The sequence below is a fragment of the Stenotrophomonas sp. 3diitr2024 genome (genome assembly GCF_042136455.1).
Taxonomy (GTDB): Bacteria; Pseudomonadota; Gammaproteobacteria; order Xanthomonadales; family Xanthomonadaceae; genus Stenotrophomonas; species Stenotrophomonas sepilia.
This window is the reverse complement of the sequence record NZ_JBHHMJ010000408.1, coordinates 1-21,199: the sequence shown is the minus strand read 5'-3', so window position 1 is coordinate 21,199 and position 21,199 is coordinate 1. Positions and strand designations below refer to the sequence as shown.

Sequence of the window (21,199 nt, the reverse complement as noted above, 5' to 3'; positions counted from 1 at the left end):
ACGAAAGTCAGTCGACCAACAGTCGACTCTACCCAGTCGCGGCTATACCCAGTTGATCGCACAGTCAGCGCCGCTTGCCGCGGCGTGCAGGGGCCGGCGGCGGAGCGTCGGAACGCGGCTTGGCGTACTGCGCCCACAGCGCCGGCAGTGCCTTGCCGGTGTGCTTCTGCCACAGCGCCGGTGCATAGCGGCCGTCGCGCAGGGCCTTGTCCAGTGCCAGCACCAGGCCCGGATGTTCGGCGTCGGCCCATTTCAGGAACGCACCGGTGACACGGTAGCCGCTGTCGAAGTTCTGCCCCTTCTCGACCTTGCCCGGCAGTGCCCAGCCCGCAGCGGCATTGTCCATGCCGTAGCGGTCGCGTGCGTAGTCGGCGATGCCTTCCACCAGCCAACCCGGCACCCGTGCGTCGCCATAGCCCGGATAGCCCTGCACGATGTGCATGGCCTCATGGGTGACCAGGTCGATGTCGTTGGGGTGCTGCGCCAGCCAACCCGGGTTGATGGTGATCGTCGCGGCCTGGTCCTTGTCACCGACAAAGGCGATCCCGGTGTAGGCTGGGTCGATCACAATGCGCACCATCGACGGCGCGGCCGGGTGGAAGTCCGCACGTTCGCGCAGGTAGGCGAAGTAGAACGTATCGATCACCCGCTTTCGCTGCGGCGCGGCCAGGGCGCCACGGGCGTCCTGGTAGTTCAGCGTCACGCCATCGCGGGTCAGCTGCGCATCAAAGGCCTGGGTCTGGCCGAAGCTGGAGAAGGAAAGGGCAACAAGGGCCAGAGGCAGCAGACGGTAGCGCATGGGGCTCATTGTACGGCGCTGGGCGCCAACAGTTCGATCTCCGCCAGCGGCAGCCGGCCCGGTGCGGCCAGGCGCAGCCGATACTCGCTGTAACGACCGGGTTTGGCGATGCGGAACGGTCGGGTCTGGCGGGCAGACTCGAAGGCTTCGCCGCTGCGCTGGTCGAGCACGATCCAGCGGCCGTTGCCACTGCGCGCTTCCAGCGTCCATTCGCCGCCCTGGATGCGGCCGTCACCGCTGGTGAGCGTGTACATGGTCGGCGCGCCGTCGCCCAGGCCGGTCAGTGCGATGGTTGCGCCGCCGCCCAGGCCGACGGTGGTGGCTGCATCGTCATCGACCAGCGCCGGCAGGGCGCGGCCATCGGCCAGCGTCGCCTTGGCGCCACTGCCGAGCAGGTCGTGCAGCAGCTGCGGGCGCTGGCCCCGCGCGGTCAGCGAGCGCGGCACGTCATCCACGCCGCTGCCCCAGCGCGACGGCTGCGGCCCCATCACGAAGTCCAGCGTCGCGCCCTTGGCGATCAGCTCGTGCGGCACCCAGGTCTTCGTCCACGGCTTGCCATTGATCTTCAGCGACTGCACGTAGACGTTCTCGCGTGAGTTGTTGGCCGCGTTCACGGTCAGCACCGCGCCGCCCTGCAGTTCCACCCTCGCATGTTCGAACGCCGGTGAACCGATCACGTACTCCGGGGCGCCCATGCGCAGCGGATACAGGCCCAGCGAAGCCAGCACGTACCACGCGGAGGTCTCGCCGTTGTCCTCGTCGCCCGGATAGCCCTGGCCGATCTCGCTGCCCACATACAGCCGCGACAGGATCTCGCGCACGTGCTGCTGGGTCTTCCACGGCTGCCCGGCGTACAGGTACATCCATGGGATGTGGTGCGCCGGTTGGTTGCTGTGTGCGTACATGCCCATGCGCACATCGCGCGCTTCGGTCATCTCGTGGATGGTGCCGCCGTAGGATCCGGCAAACGCGGGGTCGGCGGTTTCCGGCGTGGAGAAGAAGGCATCCAGCTTCGCTGCCAGCTTGTCACGGCCACCATAGAGCGCGGCGAGTCCTTCGCCATCGTGGGCGGCGGTGAAGGCGAAGGTCCAGCCATTGGATTCGGTGTAGTCGTGGCCCCACACGCGCGGGTCGTAGGCCTTGGCGTCCACGCGCCACTGGCCATCGGCCTTGCGGCCCTGGAAGAAGCCGGCGGCCGGATCGAACATCGTCGCGTAGCTGGCGGCGCGATGGCGGAAGTAGTCGGCCTCGGTGCTGTAGCGCTCGCGCGCGGCCGGCGTGGTCGCGCGCTTGGCCAGGGCCTCGGCCATGTTGGCGATGCCGAAGTCATTCAGTGCGCCTTCCATCGTCCACGACATGCCTTCGTGCACGTCCGCGCTGGCGTAGCCACGGAAGGTCGAACGGTCCATGCCCTTGCGGCCGACATGGCGGTCGGGGGGTACCACGGTCGCGTTCTTCAGCGCGGCGGCGTAGGCCTCGGCCGGATCGAAGCCGCCGATGCCCTTCAGCCACGCATCGGCGAAGGCCACGTCCGAACTGGTGCCGACCATCAGGTCGGCGTAGCCCGGCGACGACCAGCGTGCGATCCAGCCACCGGCACGGTACTGCTCGATGAAGCCCTGCACCATCTGCCCGGCATCGTCGGGCGTGAACAGCGCATAGGCTGGCCAGGTGGTGCGGAAGGTGTCCCAGAAGCCGTTGTTGACGAACACCTTGCCATCGCGCACGCCGGTGAAGCTGCGGTTCGCGCTGCCTTCGGTGTTGTCGTCGCTGGCGCTGGCCTGGTTGGCGTAGCGCCAGTCAGGCGCGGCCGCGCTGCCGGCATTCTCGTGGCCGGAGTTGGGATACAGGTACAGCCGGTACAGGCTGGAATACAAGGTGGTCTTCTGGTCGTCAGTGGCATCGCCGATGTCGAAGCGGGCCAGGCGCGCGTCCCATGCATCCTGCGCACGGCCGGCCACGCTTTCCAGCGTGTCGGCGGCGGAGATTTCCAGCGCCAGGTTGTGACGCGCCTGTTCCACCGAGATCAGCGAGGTCGCGATGCGCATCGTCACCTGCCGGTCGCTGCCAGCATCGAACTTGATGTAACCGGTCGGGCGGCCGGTGTCGAGGCGGCCGCTGCTGCGCCACGGCTTGTCGAAGCTGGCCACCACGTACATGCGGCTGGCGCCGTTGGACAGGCCACTGCGCGTATCGGTGTAGCCGCTGAGGGTCTGCGTGGCCGTGTCCAGGGTCAGGCCACCACGCGCATCGACATTGTCGAACAGCAGGTTGGCGTCGCCGCCCTCGGGGAACTCGAAGCGGAACAGCGCGGCATGGTCGGTCGGTGCGATGGCAGCAGCGATGCCATTGTCGAAGCGCACGTCGTAGCGGTAGGGGCGCGCGCTTTCATGACGGCGGTCGAACGACAGCGCGCGCTTGCGGCGGTCGGCGTCCGGCACGCCACGGCTGGCCGAGGGCATCACCTGGAAGGTCTGGCGGTCGCCCATCCACGGGCTGGGCTGGTGGCTCAGTGCCAGTGCCTGCAGCTGCGGGCGGTTCTGCGCATCGTTCTGTTCGTTCCAGCGGTACAGCCAGTTCAGTGCGCCGGCGTCGGTCACCGGGGTCCAGAAGTTGAACCCGTGCGGCACCGCCGTGGCCGGGAAATTGTTGCCGCGCGAGAAGGTGCCGTTGGCCTGGGTGCCGCGGGTGGTCAGCACCCAGTCGGAGACGCGCTGCGGCCGCTGCCGCGGTTGGGCATCCAGGCGCACGTCATCAATCCAGCCAGAGACCGGCGCGCCCTCGGCACTGGCTACCTCCAGCTCGATCGCAACCACGCGGCGGCCCTTCAGCGTGGGCACGTCGCCCAGCCGCACTGCCTTGCGGGCCCATTGTTGCGGGTACAGCGTCTTCGATTCGCCCTGCGCGCGTGCGCCGATCGCCACGCCATGCTGGTCGCGTGCCGCACCGGCCGAAACGCGGCTGCCATCGTCCAGCAGCAGGTCCAGCGATACATAGGTCGAGGCGACGGTGTCCTTGCCGACGATTTCCGGCAGCACCAGCCACGACAGCGTGGTATCGGCCTCGATGGGCAGGTCGGCCTTGAACAGTTCGCGCCGCGCGCTGCCGCCTTCGCTGCTGTAGCGCAGCGCATGCAGGCCGCTGTAGCCGGCGTTGCGCTTGGCGGCGTAGGGCGCGGCCGGTCCATTGCCGATCGTGACCTGAAGCGCACCGGTGGCCTGCGCCGGTACAGGTTCGCCCGGTTCGAACGAGGTCTGCAGCCCCTGCGCCCGCGCCGGCATCGCAGTGGTCGCACAGGCCAGGGCCAGGGCGAGCGGAAGCAGGGCGCGGCGCGGATCGGACAGGGTCATGCAAGGGTCTCCCGAAAGGGCTGGCGGCGGGCGAACCCGCATCGGCGGACACCACGGACAGCATCGCTCCGCCCGCCAAGCTGGCAGTGGAAGAGGCGATGCCGGTCCGGTGGGGGCGGGCCATGCGATCGGGTTGGATTGGGTGGGTCGGGGTGCGACCTGGCCCGATCCTGCAACAGCCGCCGCGCGCTGGCAAGTGCCATTTAGTTCGATCCAAATGCGGGAAATATCGCTGGAGTCGATTCTGGCGAGCGAACCTGCCGGAACGACCGCGAAATCCCCGGAATCGCCGCCGCCCGGCGTGTGGTGGGGAGATGCGAGGCATCGGCGGCGGCGTGCAAAGGCCCGTTGCGGGGCAATGTCGTTGCGGCCCAGATGCTAGAATCACGGGCCTCGCAACCCGTTCACCGAATCCGCCATGAGCCATACCGCCACCGCGCCCGCCAACGCCGAGAAGCGCTACACCGTGCACCGCAGCGATCTGCCGTTGAGCTGCCCGACCCCGGAAATGGCGCTGTGGAACTCGCATCCGCGCGTGTACCTGCCGATCGAAGACGAGCCCAACGGCGAAGCGCAGTGCCCGTACTGCGGTTCCGTGTTCGTGCTGGCCGACTAAACGGCGGCCCCTTCGATGCGCCGATTGACCGTGGTGCAGTTGCTGCCGGCGCTGCACTCCGGTGGTGTCGAGCGCTCGACCCTGGAAATCGCTGCGGCCCTGGTTGCCGCCGGCCATCGCGCGCTGGTGGTGTCTGCCGGTGGCCGCTTGGTGCAGCCGCTGCTGGACAGTGGTGCCGAGCACCTCACCCTGGATATCGGCCGCAAGTCGCTGCTGACCCTGCGCCATCTGCCGACCCTGCGCCGGCTGTTTGCCGAAGTTGGTGCGGACATCGTGCATGCCCGTTCGCGGCTGCCGGCCTGGTTGGGCCTGTACGCGATCCGCGCCATGCCCGCCGCACAGCGCCCGCGTTGGGTGACCACCGTGCACGGGTTGAACTCGCCCAGCCGCTACAGCGCGGTGATGACCAGTGGCGAACGCGTGATCTGCGTGTCCAACACCGTGCGCGCCTACGTGCAACGCCATTACCCGACGGTGCCGGAAGAAAAACTGCGGGTCATACCGAGAGGTGTCGACGTCAACCAGTTCCCGCGCGTGGCGCGCGCCGACCGCCGCCCGCGGCTGGCGCTGGCGGCCGACTACCCGTGGCTGGCCCAGGTCGAAGGCCCGCTGCTGCTGCTGCCGGGGCGCGGCACCCGGCTGAAGGGCCACACCCACGCGCTGCAGCTGCTGGCCGACGTGCGTGCCGCCGGCGTGCCTGCCCAGCTGTGGATGCTGGGCACCGACGAACCCGGGCGCGAGGCCTACGTGGCTGACCTGCGCCGCCAGGCCGCGGCACTGGGCGTGGCCGAGGCCGTACAGATCAGCACGCCTACCGTCCGCATCGCCCAGGCCTACGCCGCCAGCGATCTGGTGCTGCAGCTGTCGGACAAGCCGGAAGCCTTTGGCCGCACCGTGGTCGAGGCGCTGTCGGTCGGTCGCCCGGTGCTGGGCTGGGACCACGGTGGCGTCGGCGAACTGCTGCTGCAGCTGCAGCCCAGCGGTGCGGTGCCGCTCGGCGACGCGCGCGCGCTGGGTGAACGTGCGCTGGCCCTGCTGGCGCAGCCGCCGTCCCTGCCGACCCGCATCCCGTTTACCCTGCAGGCCATGCAGCGCGATACCCTCCGCCTCTATGCCGATCTCGCCGGCTGACCCCGCTGCCATCGTGCGCGACGACCGTGCCGGGCGCTGGGCGCCCTGGTGGGTGCTGGCGTACGTGGCGATGTGGCCGCTGCCGGGCATTGCCGAAACCGTGCTGGGCCTTGGCGCGGTCTATGCTGCCGCGCGCATGGTGATGCGCCGGCTGCAGCGCCGCCCGCACCTGTTGAGCACGGCGGCGTGGGCGCTGACCTCGATCCTGTTCCTCGGCTACTGGCTGCCGCAGGCGTTTTCGGCCATCGATGCGATCGACCCTTCGGCCTCGTGGACCAAGGCGGCCGCCGGACTGCGCTACCTGCCCTTCATGTGGCTGGTGGCGATCGCGGTGGCCACGCCGGAACGGCGGCGCTTGACCTTCGGTGGCCTGGCGCTGATCACCGGCGTGTGGACGCTGGACGCGCTGGTGCAGGCGCTGGCTGGCACCAGCCCGTGGTTCTGGTCGCTGGAACACCTGAAGCTGGCCGTGAGTGGCCACGCGTTGTGCCCGGCCGACGAAGCCGCACTGGCCGACCGCCTCAGTGGCGCGCTTGGGCCCTGCAATCTGAAATTCGGCCAGGTGCTGGCCAGCCTGTCACCGTTCCTGCTGCTGCCGATGGCGCAGCGTTTCGGCAATGCAGGGTGGCTGCTGGCCGCTGCAACACTGGGGTGCGTGCTGCTGCTGGCAGGTTCGCGCGCCTCGTGGATCACCTTTGTGCTGGTGCTGGCCTACAGCGGCGTGCGCCAGTTCGGCTGGAAGCGGCTGCTGCTGCTGGCCCTGGTGGCAGCGCTGGGTACGGCCGCACTGACAGCGGGCGTGCCGCAGCTGCGCGAGCGTGTCGCGCGCACGGCGCAGGCATGGAACGAAGACGGGCAGGGCGTTGACGAGGCGCTTTCGGGGCGCGCGCGCATCTGGACCGCAGCGGTGTGCATGATCGAGGAGCATCCGGTCAACGGTGTCGGTGCGCGCGGCTTCCGCGATGCGTATCCGGCCTGCGTGTCAGATGAGGGTCCCGCCGTGTGGGGCAGCCAACCGGCGTTGCACGCCCACCAGATCGTGCTGGAAATCCTTGCCGAGACCGGCGTTCTGGGCCTGCTGCTGTGGTTGGCGGCGGTGGCGCAGGCCTGGCGGGCGTGGCGCTATGCCCCGGCGGCTGCGCATGATCGCGCCCGACCGGCAATGCTGGCGCTGGCGGTTACGGTGTTCCCGCTCAATACGCACCTGGCGTTCTATTCCGCGTTCTGGGGTGGCCTGACGGTGCTGCTGGCAGCCCTGTTCGCCGGCAGCCTGCTGGCCCGCGACGCAGATGATTCCCCGCCGGTGACGTGACCGCGCATCCGCGCATGGCGTGGCTCTACTGCATGTACCAGACGGAGCGTGCTTTGGTAGATCCACGCCATGCGTGGATGGAGCTTTCCCGACGCAAATACCGGTCAACCACCTCTACCGGTGTTTCCATGCGTATCGCACGCTGGAGGCATGGCCAGCCCCAGACTTCGCTACGGTCGGTATTCCCGATCCGGCAACGTTTATTCATTGACCACAGCAACCCTCGGCCGCGAACCGTTGTTCGCCGATGCGGCAAACGTGGCGATCCTTATCGACACCCTGCGCTTCGTAGAGCGCAAGGGCTTCAGCCACAGCCTCGCCTGGGTGGTCATGCCCGACCATCTGCACTGGCTGATGGAGCTGCGCGGAGGAACCCTGGCCGAGTGTATGGCCCTGCTCAAATCACGCAGCAGCCGACTGCTGAACCGGCGATTGGAGCGACGAGGGGCGCTGTGGCAGCACGGTTACCACGATCATGCCGTACGCAGCGATGAATCCCTTCATGAGAAGGCGATGTACATCCTGGCCAATCCGGTCCGCGCGGGCCTGGCCGGCACGTTGGGTGAGTACCCGCACGCATGGTGCCGTTGGCCGTTGTAGGTGCCGGCACCCGGATGTAGAGCATCCACGCATGGCGTGGATCTACTTCAGAATGCTCCGCGTCATCAAATTCACGCCATGCGTGGACGAAACCCTCCCGCCCCACCGTTATTTGTAGAAATCACTCCGGCCGCCGGGCTGGCGCTTGAAGCGGCGGTGGATCCACAGGTACTGGTCGGGAGCCTCGCGCACCATCGCTTCGATGGCCTGGTTGACCCGCGTGGTATCGGCTTCCACATCCTCGCTGGGGAAGTTCTCCAGCGGCGCGCCGATCTTCAGGAAGTACTTTCCGCCTTCGCGCCGGTGGAAGTACGGAATCACCGCACAGCCGGTCATGCGCGCCAGCTGATGGGTGGCGGTGATGGTCGAAGCGGTGTGGCCGAAGAACGGCACGAACACGGTGTCCTTGCCCCGCATGTCCTGGTCTGGCGCGTACCAGAGGAAGCCGCCCTTCTTCAGGTGGCGCACGGTCGCGCGGATGTCCTCGTTGGCGAACATCGCCTTGGCATAGCGCAGGCGGCCGAACTTCACCGCCCACTCGTACACCGGGTTCTTGTGCTTGCGGTACATGCCGGAAAGATCGACGTAGTCGCACAGCAGGCGGCCGCACATTTCCAGGGTCATGAAGTGGCCGGAGACCAGCAGGACGCCGCGGCCTTCGGCCTGCATCTGCCGCAGGTGTTCCAGGCCTTCGATCCGTACCTGCGGGCGGATGCTGTCGATGCTGCCCCACCAGGCGCGGATGCACTCGAACACGCCGACGCCCAGCGCGTCGAAACTGTCGCGCACCAGGCGCTGCCGCCACGCCTCGTCCTTCTCGGGGAAGCACAGCTGCAGGTTGACCTCGGCGGCGCGGCGGCGGCTGCCGAGCAGGCGCCAGGTGATCCAGCCGACGCCCCGGCCCAGCGCGCGCTGCAGCATCCACGGCAGGCGGGCGATGGCGAAGGCGCCGAACATGGCGGCGAACATCGGCCAGTTGCGCGGATCGCGCAGCGATGGGCGGACGGCGGTGGAGGCATCTGACATGGGGCCATTCTACCAAGGCGGCCGCGTGTCTTTCCCGGGGGGCTCCCGTATCCTTGCCGCATGCGTAAAGACCCTGTCGAATGGATCCTGCGCGGCCTGTACTCGGTCGTGCTCTACATCCTGCTGCCGATCACCGTGTACCACCTGGTCTGGCGCGGCTTCCGGGTCCGTGAGTACTTCCGGCGCTGGGACGAACGCTACGCCTCCTATCCGCAGCCGACCGGCCAGCCACGGGTGTGGCTGCACGCGGTCTCGGTGGGCGAGGTCAATGCCGCCGCGCCGCTGGTCAACGCCCTGCGCCAGCAGCGCCCGGACATCCGCTGGGTCATCACCACCATCACTCCGACCGGCTCCGAGCGCGTGCGTGCGCTCTGGGGCGACGCGCTGGACCATGTCTACCTGCCGTACGACGTGCCGGGCAGCGTCAACCGCTTCCTCGGCCATTTCCAGCCCAGCCTGGCGCTGATCCTGGAAACCGAGTTGTGGCCGAACATGCTGTTCGGCTGCCGTGACCGTGGCGTTCCGGTCTACATCCTCAATGCCCGGTTGTCGGCGCGTTCGCTGCGCGGCTACCGGCTGCTGGCCGCATTGATCCGCCGCGCCCTGCGCACCGTCACCTGCGTGGCCGCGCAGTCGCAGGACGATGCCGAGCGCTTCGTGCAGCTGGGGGCGGAGCCCGGCCAGGTGCAGGCACTGGGCAACCTGAAGTTCGACATCACCACGCCGGACGTGCAGGGCTTCGTCGAACAGTTCCATGCACGGGTGCCGGGCGCGCGCCCGGTATGGATCGCCGCCAGTACCCATGATGGCGAAGAACAGGCGGTGATCGACCTGCACCGGCGCCTGCGCCAGCAGCATCCGGATCTGCTGCTGCTGTGGGCACCGCGCCATCCCGAACGTTTCCCGAAGGTGGAAGCGCTGGCGCGCGAACAGGGCTGGAGCGTGGCGACCCGCCGCGTGGACCAGTGGCCGCACGCCGCCACAGACGTGTTCGTCATCGATACCCTCGGCGAGCTGATGCCGTTCTACGCCTGCGCCCAGGTCGCCTTCGTCGGCGGCAGCCTGCAGGCCATCGGTGGCCACAACCTGCTGGAGCCCGCTGCGATGGGAACCGCGGCGGTGACCGGCCCGCACCTGCACAACTTCGCGGAAATCTCCCGGCGCATGCGCGAGGCCGGTGCGCTGCTGATTGGCGAAGATGTGCAGGCAGTGGGCGACCTGCTGCAGCATCTGCTTGAAGATGCGCAGGCCCGCGAAGACATGGCGCGTGCGGGCTGCACGTTGGTCAGCAATGGCCGTGGCGCGCTGCAGCGCACGCTTGCGCTGGTCGCACCGCACCTGCCACCACCGCGCGAGTGATCCCGGCAGCGCGGCGTCGGCGGCGCTGTGCAGCGTTGTCGTGATCAACTTCATCAATTCTGCTTAGCAACGATTTTTCTGTCGTTGCTGGACCGACCCTGCCGATGGCAGCGTGCCTGCCATCACATCGTGGCGCACGCAGCACCGATTCTGATTCCGCAGGACGACGCAGGCTGCCAGCCTGCTGTCGACCGCGCTTGGGCGGATATCAAGGGAACTTGCGATGGACGGCGACAGGGGCAGGGACGGCACCGGTGGGGCGCGCTTGGGGATGGACCACCTGGCTGTGGTGGCACTGACGCTGCTGGTGGGCGGCAGCGTGATCGCGCTGGTGGGCCAGCACACGGCGGCACAGGCTGGCCCGGCCATCGTACTGAGCCTGTTGCTGGCCGCACTGGGGGCTGGCCTGGTGCTGTGCTGCCTGCAGGATCTGGTGCTGCGACTGCCGGCGGCCGATGGCCTGTACGGGCTGTTGGCCGCCAGCTGGGGGCCACGGGTGGCCATCGTTCTGGGCGCGATCCTGTTGCTTGAGCTGACGGCGACCACGGCGGGCGCGGCACAGTCCATGGCCCGCCATGTACATGCCGTGCTGGCTACCGGAGGCCTCCATGCCAACGACTGGCTGCCCGTGCAGGTAGCGGCGGCCATGGGTCTGCTGTTGTTGAGCGCGCTCGCGTTGCTGCCGCCGCGGGGTGTGGCTCTGGCGGCCTGTGCGCTGCTGACGGTGAAGATCGGTGTGGGGGTGTTGCTGCTGGCGCTGGCGGCGCGTCACGTGCACTACGGGCATTGGATTCCCTGGCTGCCTCCGGCGACCGCACCGTATCGCTTCGGGCTGGGGGGCGTGCTGGCGGCTGCGGTGCCGCTGCTGGGCATATTTGCCAGCGTGGGCCTGGCACTGGGCTTTCCTGCGCTGCGCCGCCAGGGCGCGATGTGGCAGCCGGCGGTGCTGGCGCTGGTCTCGTTGCTGGCGATGCTGCTGCTGATCGTGCTGGCAGCATTGCAGGCCGGGCTGGTCGAATTTTCCGCGCTCGCCAGTACCCGGCCACTGGCGGTTGCGCTGCAGGTGCACCCCCAGCTGCAGTGGATGCTGCCATTGTTGCCCCTGGCCGGGGCAGCGGGCCTGGCCGCCCTGCAGTTGGTGCTGCTGATGCTGGCCGTCCGGTTGGCCACATCGTTGTGGCCCCGCGCAGCTGACGCGGCGGGACGATCCCGCACGCGCCTGAGCGCAATGGTGGTTGCGCTGCCGGCGGTGATGCTGGTGCTGGGGCTGCCGCAGGGCACCTTGCCGGCGCTGCCGGGTCCGGCAACGCTGGTGGTCATGGCAGCGCTGTGCCTGGCGGTGCTGCGGCGTCGGGATGACACCCGGCAAGGCGCAGCCGGCTGCGGGCTGATGATGTCGATGCTGGCCCCCTTGGCAGCCGTGCTGTGCGCGCTCGCGGCGTTGGAACGCCTGCGCGCATGGCCGGGCTGACGGTTCGTGGGGCCACGCCGGGGCGCGCGCGTGTGGATGCAGCATCTGCAAAAAAGCCACCCTCGCGGGTGGCTTTTTAGTTGCAGGGGCGACGACTCAGTGCGTGGTCGTGGCCGGGTTGCCCGCGTCCTGGGTCAGCAGCCGATTGACGTCCTGCAGTTCGGCCACGTCCAGCGCACCCAGCGACTGGCTCAGCAGCAGGCGGTTCTGCAGGAAGGTGTAGCGGGCCTGGGCATAGTCCAGCTGTGCCGAGAACAGGATGCGCTGGTTCTGGATCACATCCAGCACGGTACGGGTACCGACTTCCAGGCCGACCTGCGAAGCGTCGTACGCGCTCTGCGCCGAGACCACCGCCAGGCGGCGGGCTTCCACTTCGCTGATGCCCTGAACCAGGGTCTGGTAGGCATTGCGGGTATTGCGATCCAGGGCACGCTTCTGCTGCTCGTAGCCGTCCTGGGCGATGTCACGCTGCGCCAGCGCCTGGCGCACGCCGGACTGGGTGGCACCACCGGAGAAGATCGGCACGCTCAGGGTCAGGCCGATGCTGTTGGTGCGCGCATCCGGTGACAGCGAGCCGGCACCGGTGCTGTCGCCCCAGGTGGCGCTCTTGCCCCAGCTGCCGCCCAGCGACAGGGTCGGGTAATGACCACCACGGGCAGCCTGCACGCCGGCTTCAGCGGCACTGACCTTCAGCTCCTGCGCCTTCAGCGCCGGATTCTGGGTCGTAGCCTGCTGCACCAGCTCGTCGATGTTGCCGCGGTTGGCCGGCACTTCCGGGCGGAAGTCCGCCGGCAGGCCACGCAGGTTGGTCACCGGCTGGCCGGTCAGTTCGGTCAGGGCCTGGTAGTTATCGGCCAGGGTGTTCTGCGCAATGATGGTGTTGGCGCGCGCCTGGTCGTACTGGGCGCGTGCTTCGTGCACGTCGGTGATCGGCGCCAGGCCCACTTCCAGGCGCTTGTCGGCGAAGTCGAACTGCTTCTTCGCGGCCGCTTCATTGGTCTGTGCGGCGTTCAGCGATTCGATCGCCACCAGCACATTGAAGTAGGCCGCCGAGGTGCGCACGATCAGGTTGTCGTTGGCCGATTCGAGGGTGAAGTCCGCCGCCTTGCTCAGCTCACGCTGCGAGCGCAGGTTGTTGATCTGGGTCCAGTTGAACAGCGTCTGGCTGCCGTCGATCGTGTAGGTGCGGCGCTTGTTGGTGAACGAGCCGGAGTTGGCGTCGGCGTTCGGCTCGCTGCGCGTGCGGTTCAGCGCGGCCTGGCCGTTGATCTGCGGCAGCAGGGCGGCACGCGCCTGCACGGCGCCTTCCTTGTCGTACAGCCGGGTCGATTCGGCGGCCGACAGCTGCGGATCGCCGTTGCGGGCCATTTCGTAGACCTGCAGCAGGTCGGCGGCATGGGCGGACAACGGCAGCAGGGCAGTGGCCAGCGCAACAGCGAGGGATCGGCGGATCATTGCGGCTTCCTTGGACTCAGAGGTGGAACTGGGGGGCCGGGGCGGCACCACGCAGGTAATCGATATCGGTCTCGAACAGGGACTCGGAGCTGCCGTCGGCCTTGACCAGCAGGGCCTCCATCGCCGGCGAGCGGCCGTGGATCACGAACAGGCGGCCACCCGGACGCAGCCACGAGGCGAACTGTGACGGCACCACGTCGACCGCACCAGTGACACAGATCACGTCAAAGCGGCGTTCGGTCTGCCAGGACAGGGCATCGGCCACTTCCACGCGGACGTTGGTGCCCAGGCCGGAGGCGTCCAGGCGGGCACGCGCAGCGGCGGCCAGCTCCGGGTCGATTTCCAGGCTCAGCACATCGCGCGCCAGCGCGCCGATGCAGGCCGACAGGAAGCCGCTGCCCGTGCCGATTTCCAGTACTTCGTCACCCGGCTGCAGGTCCAGTGCCTGCAGGGTACGGCCCTCGATGACCGGCTTCATCATCTTCTGGCCGTGGCCGATCGGCAGTTCGACATCGGCGTAGGCCAGTGCCCGGTGCGCGTCGGCGACAAAGGCCTCGCGCGGCAGGCGGGCCAGGACGTCGAGCACCTTGATGTCCAGCACGTCCCAGGGACGGATCTGCTGTTCCACCATCAGTTCGCGGGCGTGGGCGTAATCAATCGTCATGAGGTTCAAATCCAGCGCAGTGGGCCGGCCATTTTACCGGTGCCGGAGGCCGGCGGCGCGCCCAGAGCATCAGCTGCCGGGGGCCGGGGTCGCAGTGCCGGAAGTCATCGCGACCTCCGGTTCGTTCAGTTTTGGTTATTCAGCCGTTCCGGCCCCTCGCGGCGCGTAGGCGCGCAGGAAGAAGTCGATGCTGGCGGTTACGTGGGCAAGAGGGTCGCATTCCACGGGTGACAGTGGCATGCCGCACATCATATGCATGTGCACTTCGCCCTTGACCAGGGTCAGGAACTGCTCGCCGGCCAGAGCACAGTCGGGGATATCCAGTTCGCCACGTTCGGCGCGGGCACGCAGGAAATCGGCCAGGGCCTCGCAGGTACGCTCGGGGCCGGCTTTCCAGAACAGCGCGCGCAGGCGTTCGTCGGTCTCCGGCGCCATCATCATGCGCTGGATCGAGATCGCCGCGTCGGAGGTGATCAGCTCGAAGAAGGCCAGGCCGATACCGATCAGCTGGTCGCGCAGCGGGCCGTCCGCATCGGCTACGAACAGCGCGTCGGGCAGCATTTCAATGCACTTTGACTGCACCGCCTCGGAGAACAGCGTCTCCTTGTCGCCGAAGTGGCTGTACACAGTCAGCTTCGAGACGCCGGCCTGAGCGGCGATGGTGTCCATGCTCACGCCGGTATAGCCCTGTTCGATGAACAGTGCCTTGGCTGCTTCAAGGATCGCCGCGCGCTTGCCGAGGTCCTTGGGGCGCCCGGGTCCGGCGGCCTTGGCAGCGGGCTTGGCCGACGGCTTGCGGGAAATGTGGGAACTCATCGCGACAATACTAGACCAAGCGGTTCGATATTTATACTATACCGGCCGGTTTATTAAATTGGGCCGGCAGTCGCGGCTCCTCCCTTAGTTGCAACCCTGCGTTTTCAGGACGTTGACCGATGAAGATCGTGCGCTGGATGGGCGGTATGGTGTGGATGGCTGCGCTGGCAGCCTGTTCGGGGCAGGAACAGGCGCCACCGGCGGCCGTACCGGTGCTGGTGGTTCACCCCGGCGAGCAGGCCGGGCAGGCGCCGGCGGCGTTCCCGGGCACGGTGCGTGCGCGACAGGAAAGCCCGCTGTCGTTCCGAGTTGGCGGCAACCTGGTCAAGCGCCACGTCGATGCCGGGCAACGGGTGAAGAAGGGCGACGTGCTGGCCGAGCTGGACGTGGCCGACTTCGCGCTGCAGGCCCGTGCCTCGCAGGCGCAGCTGGCGGCAGCCGAAGCCGATCTGGTGCGCGCCCGCGATGACCTCAAGCGTTACCAGGTGCTGGCCGACCAGCAGCTGGTCAGCCGCTCGCAGCTGGACCAGCAGTCCGCCGCGTTCAAGGCCGCGCAGGGCCAGGCCAACGCCGCCCGCGCCAACCTCGATGTGCTCCGCAACCAGGCCGGCTACGCACAGCTGCGTGCGCCGGCTGACGGTGTGATCGCCAGCCGCGAGGCCGAGGCCGGGCAGGTGGTGTCCGCCGGGCAGACCATCTTCAACCTGGCCGCCGACGGTGGCCGCGAAGTGCTGATCGACCTGCCCGAGGCCACCATCCGCGACTATGCTGTGGGCCAACCGGTCGAGGTGGAGTTGTGGAACCGCCCCGGCCAGCGCCTGCCGGGCACGATCCGGGAGATCGCCGCCGCTGCCGATCCGCAGGCACGTACCTATGCGACCCGGGTCAGCCTGCCCGCCGATGCGCTGGCCGACGTCGAACTGGGCCAGAGTGCACGCGTCTACAGCAGCGCCGGTCGCCACGGCACCCTGCAGCTGCCGCTGGGCGCGCTGCAGCGTGGTGCCAACGGTGCCGCCAGCGTATGGGTGGTCGATCCGGGCAACAGCACGCTGAAGGCCGCAACGGTCACCACCGGTGCGTTTGGCAGCGAGACGGTACCGGTGCTGTCCGGCGTGAACGCGGGTGACTGGGTAGTTGCTGCGGGTGGCCATCTGCTGCGGGCCGGCCAGCCGGTGGTCGCCGTGGACCGGCAGAACCGTCCTGTGCTGAAGCCGGCCACGCCGGCGGCTGCCGCCAAGGCCAGGGAGTAAGCCGGTGCGCCGCTTCAATCTTTCCGAGTGGGCGCTGTCCAACCGCCCGCTGGTGCTGTTCGCGATGCTCGCCTTCGCGCTGATCGGCGCGTGGTCGTACAAGCACCTGGGCCAGTCCGAGGACCCGCCGTTCACCTTCAAGGCGATGGTGGTGCGCACATTGTGGCCGGGGGCGACCGCCGAGCAGGTCTCGCGGCAGGTGACCGAGCCGCTTGAGAAGGCGCTGATGAATACCGGCGAGTACGAGTTCATCCGCTCGTACTCGCGCCCGGGCGAATCGCAGATCATCTTCATGGCGCGCGACAGCCTGCGTTCCAGGCAGATCCCGGACCTGTGGTACCAGGTGCGCAAGCGCGTGGGCGACATCCGCCCGACGCTGCCGCGCGAGATCGTCGGTCCTTTCTTCAACGATGAGTTCGGCGACACCTACGGCAACATCTATGCGTTGACCGGCAAGGGCTTCGACTACGCGGTGATGCGCGACTACGCCGACCGCATCCAGCTGGAACTGCAGCGGGTGCCCGACGTCGGCAAGATCGACCTGGTCGGCCTGCAGGACGAGAAGGTGTGGATCGAACTGTCCAACACCCGGCTGGCCACGCTGGGCGTGTCGATGCAGCAGGTGCAGCAGGCGCTGGCCGACCAGAACGCAGTGACCGGCACCAGCTTCTTCGAGACCGCCACCGATCGCGTGCAGCTGCGGGTGACCGGCCAGTTCAACGACATCGAAGCGATCCGCCAGTTCCCGATCCGCGCCGGCGACCGCACCGTGCACCTGGGCGACATCGCCGAGGTCAAGCGCGGCTTCGCCGATCCGGCGTCGCCGAAGATGCGCTTCATGGGCGAAGAGGCGATCGGCCTGGCGGTGGCGATGAAGGATGGCGGTGACATCCTCAAGCTCGGCGCCAACCTCGATGCCGAGTTCGAACGCCTGCAGAAGACCCTGCCGGCCGGCATGCAGCTGCGCAAGGTGTCCGACCAGCCGCAATCGGTGGAAGAGTCGGTCGGCGAGTTCGTGCAGGTGCTGACCGAGGCGGTGGTGATCGTGCTGCTGGTCAGCTTCTTCTCGCTGGGCCTGCGCACCGGCCTGGTGGTGGGCGTGACCATCCCGCTGGTGCTGGCGATGACCTTCTTTGTCATGCACTACTTCGACATCGGCCTGCACAAGATCTCGCTGGGTGCATTGGTGCTGGCGCTGGGACTGCTGGTGGACGATGCGATCATCGCGGTGGAGATGATGGCCACCAAGATGGAGCAGGGCTACGACCGCCTGCGCGCCGCCAGTTTCGCCTGGGAGTCGACCGCGTTCCCGATGCTGACCGGCACCCTGATCACCGCGACCGGCTTCCTGCCCATTGCCACTGCGGCATCGAGTACCGGTGAATACACCCGCTCGCTGTTCCAGGTGGTGACCATCGCGCTGGTGGTGTCGTGGATCGCAGCGGTGCTGTTCATCCCTTACCTGGGCGACAAGATGCTGCCGGACCTGTTCAATCCGCAGCCGCCGAAGCCGGGCAGCCTGTCAGCGCGCTGGCACGCCAAGCGCCGGCAGTGGGCCGACCGCTATCCGGCGCTGGCCAATCTGATCGCGCCGCCGCAGCACGGGCACGACCACGATCCGTACCAGCGCCCGTTCTATCGTAGTTTCCGTCGCTTCCTCGATACCTGCCTGCGGCATCGCTGGTGGGTGATCGCGGCGACCATCGGCCTGTTCGTGTTCTCGCTGATGATGTTCCGCTTCGTGCCGCAGCAGTTCTTCCCGGATTCGACCCGGCCGGAACTGATGGTGGACATCGAGCTGGCCGAGGGCGCCTCGCTGCGCTCGACCCAGGCCCAGGCCGAGAAGCTTGAGAAGCTGCTGTCCAGCCGCGAGGGCATTGCCAACTACGTGTCCTATGTGGGCACCGGTTCGCCGCGCTTCTACCTGCCGCTGGACCAGCAGCTGCCGGCGACCAACTTCGCCCAGTTCGTGGTGCTGGCCAAGGACATCACTTCACGCGAAAGCACCCGCGACTGGCTGCTGCACGAGGTGATCCCGAAGTTCCCGGACGTGCAGATGCGCGTGACCCGCCTGGAGAACGGCCCGCCGGTCGGCTATCCGGTACAGATGCGCATCTCCGGCGAGCACATCGAGAAGGTGCAGGCGATCGCGCGGCAGGTCGAGGCCAAGGTGCGGGAGAACCCGCACGTGATGAACGTCAACCTGGACTGGAGCGAGCCGAGCAAGGTGGTGCGCCTGGTGGTCGACCAGGAGCGCGCCCGCGCGCTGGGCGTGAGCAGCGCCCAGGTCAGCCAGTTCCTGTCCAGTTCGGTGGCCGGGCAATCGGTAAGCGTGTATCGCGAGGGCAATCGCCAGATCGAGATGCTGCTGCGCGGGCCGGCCGATGAGCGCAATCAACTGGAGCTGCTGTCCAGCCTGTCGATGCCCACCGCCAACGGTGGCAGCATCACGCTGTCGCAGGTGGCGACGATGGAGTACGGCTTCGAGGACGGCATCATCTGGCACCGCAACCGATTGCCGACGGTGACCGTGCGCGCCGACATCAGTGATGGCATGCAGGCGCTGGACGTGGTGCATCAGATCCTGCCCACACTGGACGGCATCCGTGCCGAGCTGCCCAGTGGTTACCTGCTGGAAACCGGCGGTACCGTGGAGGATTCGGCGCGTGGCCAGAACTCGATCAAGGCCGGCATGCCGCTGTTCCTGGTGGTGGTGGCCACGCTGCTGATGCTGCAGCTGCGCAGCTTCTCGCGTGCAGCGATGGTGCTGGTGACCGCGCCGCTGGGCATCATCGGCGCGACGCTGTTCCTGCTGCTGTTCCGCGCGCCGTTCGGCTTCGTCGCGCTGCTGGGCACGATCGCACTGGCCGGCATGATCATGCGCAACTCGGTGATCCTGATCGACCAGATCCAGCAGGACATCGATGCCGGGCATGACCGTTGGCATTCGATCATCGACGCCACGGTGCGCCGCTTCCGCCCGATCGTGCTGACCGCACTGGCAGCCGTGCTGGCGATGATTCCGCTGTCGCGCAGCGCGTTCTACGGCTCGATGGCGATCTCGATCATGGGCGGCCTGATCGTCGGTACGGTGCTGACCCTGGTGTTCCTGCCGGCATTGTACGCGGCGTGGTTCCGGGTGAAGCCCGATGAATCCGGGGCGTGATGCCGACCGGGGTCGGATCCCTTTTCCTCCGGGAAAGGGCTCTGACCCCACCCATGCCGGTTGGTCTTTGCCCTGGTAGGTGCCAACCTTGGTTGGCACGGATGCATGCATTCACGCATGGCGTGGATCTACTGCAGCTGCAGGCCGCTCCGCAGCACCGGCAGCAGCCATTCGATGAACACCTGCACACGCTGTGCGCGGTGTTGCCGATGCGGCTGCAGAAGTGTCACCGGCAATGGCTGCGCCACGTGTTGCGGCATCACCTCCACTAAGGCACCTGACTGCAGTTCCGCCTGTACGTCGTAGCGCGGAATCTGCAACAGCCCTAGTCCCGCCACGCAGCAGGCGATCGACGCCTCGGCGCTGTTCACTCGTACCCAGCCCGGCATCGGCTGCATGTGAAGCTGGCCGCCGTCCTGCCATTCCCAGGGTTCCACCCGTGCATTCGTCGGCGACGCATAGTTCACCGCGCGATGCTGCTGCAGATCGGCGGGGTGCTGCGGCACTCCGTGCTCGCGCAGGTAGGCCGGTGCGGCGACGTTGACGAAGTCCAGCTGGCCCAGCTCGCGCGCCACCAGGCTGGAGTCACCCAGCTGGCCGACCCGCAGCACGGCATCGCAGCCGTCTTCGATCAGGTTCACTGCGCGGTCGGTCATGCCCAGGTCCACTTCCACCTGCGGATACTGCGCGAAGAACCCGGGCAGCGCCGGAGCGATGATGCGACGGCCGATGCGGCTGGGCACGTCGATCTTCAGCAGGCCCATCGGCTGCGCGTCGTCCTGGCGGAACAGGGTTTCGGCGTCCTCGACCTCGGCGATCAGGCGCAGGCAGCGGGCATGGAACACGTCGCCGTCGTGGGTGGTGGACACCCGCCGGGTCGAGCGCTGCAGCAGGCGGGTGCCGAGCCGCTGCTCCAGCTCCGCAATGGCTGCCGAGACAGTGGAGCGGGGCAGGCCGAGCTGGTCGGCGGCGCGGGTGAAGCTCGCGCACTCCACGACCCGGGTGAAGATGCGGAAGCGATCGATCCGGTCCATTGTTCGCTGACTCTGGAAAGTTAAGTCAATGTGGCGGGCTTTATCCGCTTTTTCTGCACGATATCGTCGTCAGGGCAGGGTTGCCACCCCGGGCAGCCCCCTCCCGAGACCGAAGCCATGACCGAGCATTCCCTCAAGGGCAAGACCGTACTGATCGCCGGTGGCGCCAAGAACCTGGGCGGCCTGATCGCCCGCGACTTCGCCGCACAGGGCGCCAAAGCCATCGTCATCCACTACAACAGTGCCGCTACCCAGGCCGATGCAGAAGCGACTGTAGCCGCGGTGCAGGCCGCCGGCAGCAAGGCGGTGGCCCTGCAGGGCGACCTGACGTCGGCGGCAGCGATGGAGCGCTTGTTCGTCGATGCCGTGGCCGCAGTCGGCCGTCCTGACATCGCCATCAATACGGTGGGAAAGGTACTCAAGAAGCCGCTGCTGGACATCAGCGAGGCGGAGTACGACGAGATGAGCGCGGTCAATGCCAAGGCCGCGTTCTTCTTCCTGAAGGAGGCAGGTCGCCACATCAATGACGGTGGCCGCATCTGCACCCTGGTCACCTCGCTGCTGGGTGCGTTCACGCCGTTCTATTCCAGCTATGCCGGCACCAAGGCGCCGGTCGAGCATTTCACCCGTGCGGCGTCGAAGGAGTTCGGCGAGCGCGGCATCTCGGTGACCGCGATCGGTCCCGGTCCGATGGACACGCCGTTCTTCTATCCGGCCGAGAGCGCCGATGCGCAGGCCTACCACAAGACCGCGGCGGCGCTATCGGCGTTCACCCGCACCGGGCTGACCGACATCGCCGACATCGTGCCGTGGATCCGCTTCCTGGTGACCGATGGCTGGTGGATGACCGGGCAGACGATTCTGGTCAATGGTGGGTACACCACCAAGTAAGCAAAGCCATGCATGGCGTGGCCCTACTGCGCGGGAACCGAATCATCCACGCATGGCGTGGATCTACCGCTGTGGTAGGTGCCAACCTTGGTTGGCACGGAGTCGGGCAGTGGCCACGGGCCCCCTGTAGAGCCGTGCCATGCTCGACTCTACAGGTGTTGCCCGATGGATCAGCCCAGCTTCGCCAGCACCGCGTCGGTTGCCGCGGCGGTGCTGACGGCCTGGCCCTTGGCGGCCAGGTCGGCAGTGAACACCCCAT

The 21,199-nt window shown here is 67.7% G+C and carries 16 protein-coding genes; 9 read left to right on the top strand and 7 right to left on the bottom strand.

Annotated elements, in window-relative coordinates; translation table 11 throughout:
- Positions 1-64 precede the first annotated feature (64 nt).
- Positions 65-808 carry a basic secretory protein-like protein gene (locus ABGA94_RS10205; protein ID WP_032954509.1) on the bottom strand — a complete coding sequence of 248 codons (744 nt, stop codon included), beginning with the start codon at positions 806-808 and terminating at the stop codon, positions 65-67.
- Positions 805-4,149, bottom strand: coding sequence for a GH92 family glycosyl hydrolase (locus tag ABGA94_RS10200; RefSeq protein WP_005419147.1), 3,345 nt, complete (start codon positions 4,147-4,149; stop codon positions 805-807). The genes ABGA94_RS10205 and ABGA94_RS10200 overlap by 4 nt, the downstream gene beginning before the upstream one ends.
- A gap of 418 nt (positions 4,150-4,567) precedes the next feature.
- On the opposite strand from ABGA94_RS10200, the gene ABGA94_RS10195 reads away from it, so the two are divergent.
- From ABGA94_RS10195 to ABGA94_RS10180, 4 genes are all read left to right on the top strand, one after another.
- Positions 4,568-4,765: a zinc-finger domain-containing protein gene (locus ABGA94_RS10195; protein WP_005410967.1), complete on the top strand. Its 198-nt coding sequence runs from the start codon at positions 4,568-4,570 to the stop codon at positions 4,763-4,765.
- Positions 4,766-4,780: 15 nt separating this feature from the next.
- The gene (locus tag ABGA94_RS10190) at positions 4,781-5,896 is read left to right on the top strand and encodes a glycosyltransferase (protein ID WP_375367196.1); all 1,116 of its coding nucleotides are present in this window, start codon (positions 4,781-4,783) and stop codon (positions 5,894-5,896) included.
- Complete coding sequence (locus tag ABGA94_RS10185; protein WP_134955946.1) at positions 5,877-7,208, top strand: O-antigen ligase; 1,332 nt, start codon at positions 5,877-5,879, stop codon at positions 7,206-7,208. Before ABGA94_RS10190 ends, ABGA94_RS10185 begins: the two co-directional genes overlap by 20 nt.
- Positions 7,209-7,358: 150 nt before the next feature.
- Positions 7,359-7,808, top strand: a complete 450-nt coding sequence (locus ABGA94_RS10180) for a transposase (RefSeq protein ID WP_032954504.1) — start codon at positions 7,359-7,361, stop codon at positions 7,806-7,808.
- A gap of 108 nt (positions 7,809-7,916) precedes the next feature.
- On the opposite strand, the gene ABGA94_RS10175 is transcribed toward ABGA94_RS10180, so the two are convergent.
- Positions 7,917-8,834: an LpxL/LpxP family Kdo(2)-lipid IV(A) lauroyl/palmitoleoyl acyltransferase gene (locus tag ABGA94_RS10175; protein WP_005419134.1), complete on the bottom strand. Its 918-nt coding sequence runs from the start codon at positions 8,832-8,834 to the stop codon at positions 7,917-7,919.
- Positions 8,835-8,894: 60 nt separating this feature from the next.
- Here ABGA94_RS10175 and waaA point away from each other — a divergent pair, with 60 nt between their 5' ends.
- Positions 8,895-10,193 (top strand): lipid IV(A) 3-deoxy-D-manno-octulosonic acid transferase, encoded by a 1,299-nt coding sequence (waaA, locus tag ABGA94_RS10170; protein WP_053499087.1) that lies wholly within the window; start codon positions 8,895-8,897, stop codon positions 10,191-10,193.
- Positions 10,194-10,464: 271 nt separating this feature from the next.
- The gene (locus ABGA94_RS10165; protein ID WP_375367194.1) at positions 10,465-11,664 is read left to right on the top strand and encodes an amino acid transporter; all 1,200 of its coding nucleotides are present in this window, start codon (positions 10,465-10,467) and stop codon (positions 11,662-11,664) included.
- A gap of 96 nt (positions 11,665-11,760) precedes the next feature.
- Here the strand turns inward: ABGA94_RS10165 and ABGA94_RS10160 are convergent, their stop codons facing one another.
- The 3 genes from ABGA94_RS10160 to ABGA94_RS10150 form a co-directional block, all read right to left on the bottom strand.
- On the bottom strand, positions 11,761-13,119 hold the full coding sequence (locus ABGA94_RS10160; RefSeq protein ID WP_005419128.1) for a TolC family outer membrane protein: 1,359 nt from the start codon (positions 13,117-13,119) through the stop codon (positions 11,761-11,763).
- A 16-nt stretch (positions 13,120-13,135) separates the two neighbouring features.
- Positions 13,136-13,783 carry a protein-L-isoaspartate O-methyltransferase gene (locus ABGA94_RS10155; RefSeq protein WP_014648346.1) on the bottom strand — a complete coding sequence of 216 codons (648 nt, stop codon included), beginning with the start codon at positions 13,781-13,783 and terminating at the stop codon, positions 13,136-13,138.
- A gap of 135 nt (positions 13,784-13,918) precedes the next feature.
- Complete coding sequence (locus ABGA94_RS10150; protein ID WP_005419125.1) at positions 13,919-14,599, bottom strand: TetR/AcrR family transcriptional regulator; 681 nt, start codon at positions 14,597-14,599, stop codon at positions 13,919-13,921.
- Positions 14,600-14,718: 119 nt separating this feature from the next.
- On the opposite strand from ABGA94_RS10150, the gene ABGA94_RS10145 reads away from it, so the two are divergent.
- Positions 14,719-15,849 carry an efflux RND transporter periplasmic adaptor subunit gene (locus tag ABGA94_RS10145; RefSeq protein ID WP_375367192.1) on the top strand — a complete coding sequence of 377 codons (1,131 nt, stop codon included), beginning with the start codon at positions 14,719-14,721 and terminating at the stop codon, positions 15,847-15,849.
- Between the two features lie 4 nt (positions 15,850-15,853).
- A complete protein-coding gene (locus ABGA94_RS10140; protein WP_375367190.1) occupies positions 15,854-19,015 on the top strand; it encodes an efflux RND transporter permease subunit in 3,162 nt (1,053 codons plus the stop codon).
- Between the two features lie 128 nt (positions 19,016-19,143).
- Here the strand turns inward: ABGA94_RS10140 and ABGA94_RS10135 are convergent, their stop codons facing one another.
- Positions 19,144-20,049: a LysR family transcriptional regulator gene (locus tag ABGA94_RS10135; protein WP_111129276.1), complete on the bottom strand. Its 906-nt coding sequence runs from the start codon at positions 20,047-20,049 to the stop codon at positions 19,144-19,146.
- Between the two features lie 117 nt (positions 20,050-20,166).
- Here ABGA94_RS10135 and ABGA94_RS10130 point away from each other — a divergent pair, with 117 nt between their 5' ends.
- A complete protein-coding gene (locus ABGA94_RS10130) occupies positions 20,167-20,940 on the top strand; it encodes an SDR family oxidoreductase (RefSeq protein WP_005419120.1) in 774 nt (257 codons plus the stop codon).
- The last annotated feature ends 259 nt before the right edge of the window (positions 20,941-21,199 follow it).

Excerpts from the sequence above, each read along its gene's own strand:
- ABGA94_RS10185 (WP_134955946.1), top strand. The coding sequence starts at position 5,877 with ATGCCGATCTCGCCGGCTGACCCCGCTGCCATCGTGCGCGACGACCGT.
- ABGA94_RS10165 (WP_375367194.1), top strand. The coding sequence starts at position 10,465 with ATGGACCACCTGGCTGTGGTGGCACTGACGCTGCTGGTGGGCGGCAGC.
- ABGA94_RS10155 (WP_014648346.1), bottom strand. The coding sequence starts at position 13,783 with ATGACGATTGATTACGCCCACGCCCGCGAACTGATGGTGGAACAGCAG.
- ABGA94_RS10200 (WP_005419147.1), bottom strand. The coding sequence starts at position 4,149 with ATGACCCTGTCCGATCCGCGCCGCGCCCTGCTTCCGCTCGCCCTGGCC.
- waaA (WP_053499087.1), top strand. The coding sequence starts at position 8,895 with ATGCGTAAAGACCCTGTCGAATGGATCCTGCGCGGCCTGTACTCGGTC.
- ABGA94_RS10145 (WP_375367192.1), top strand. The coding sequence starts at position 14,719 with ATGAAGATCGTGCGCTGGATGGGCGGTATGGTGTGGATGGCTGCGCTG.
- ABGA94_RS10135 (WP_111129276.1), bottom strand. The coding sequence starts at position 20,049 with ATGGACCGGATCGATCGCTTCCGCATCTTCACCCGGGTCGTGGAGTGC.
- ABGA94_RS10195 (WP_005410967.1), top strand. The coding sequence starts at position 4,568 with ATGAGCCATACCGCCACCGCGCCCGCCAACGCCGAGAAGCGCTACACC.
- ABGA94_RS10150 (WP_005419125.1), bottom strand. The coding sequence starts at position 14,599 with ATGAGTTCCCACATTTCCCGCAAGCCGTCGGCCAAGCCCGCTGCCAAG.
- ABGA94_RS10180 (WP_032954504.1), top strand. The coding sequence starts at position 7,359 with ATGGCCAGCCCCAGACTTCGCTACGGTCGGTATTCCCGATCCGGCAAC.
- ABGA94_RS10175 (WP_005419134.1), bottom strand. The coding sequence starts at position 8,834 with ATGTCAGATGCCTCCACCGCCGTCCGCCCATCGCTGCGCGATCCGCGC.
- ABGA94_RS10190 (WP_375367196.1), top strand. The coding sequence starts at position 4,781 with ATGCGCCGATTGACCGTGGTGCAGTTGCTGCCGGCGCTGCACTCCGGT.
- ABGA94_RS10160 (WP_005419128.1), bottom strand. The coding sequence starts at position 13,119 with ATGATCCGCCGATCCCTCGCTGTTGCGCTGGCCACTGCCCTGCTGCCG.
- ABGA94_RS10205 (WP_032954509.1), bottom strand. The coding sequence starts at position 808 with ATGAGCCCCATGCGCTACCGTCTGCTGCCTCTGGCCCTTGTTGCCCTT.
- ABGA94_RS10130 (WP_005419120.1), top strand. The coding sequence starts at position 20,167 with ATGACCGAGCATTCCCTCAAGGGCAAGACCGTACTGATCGCCGGTGGC.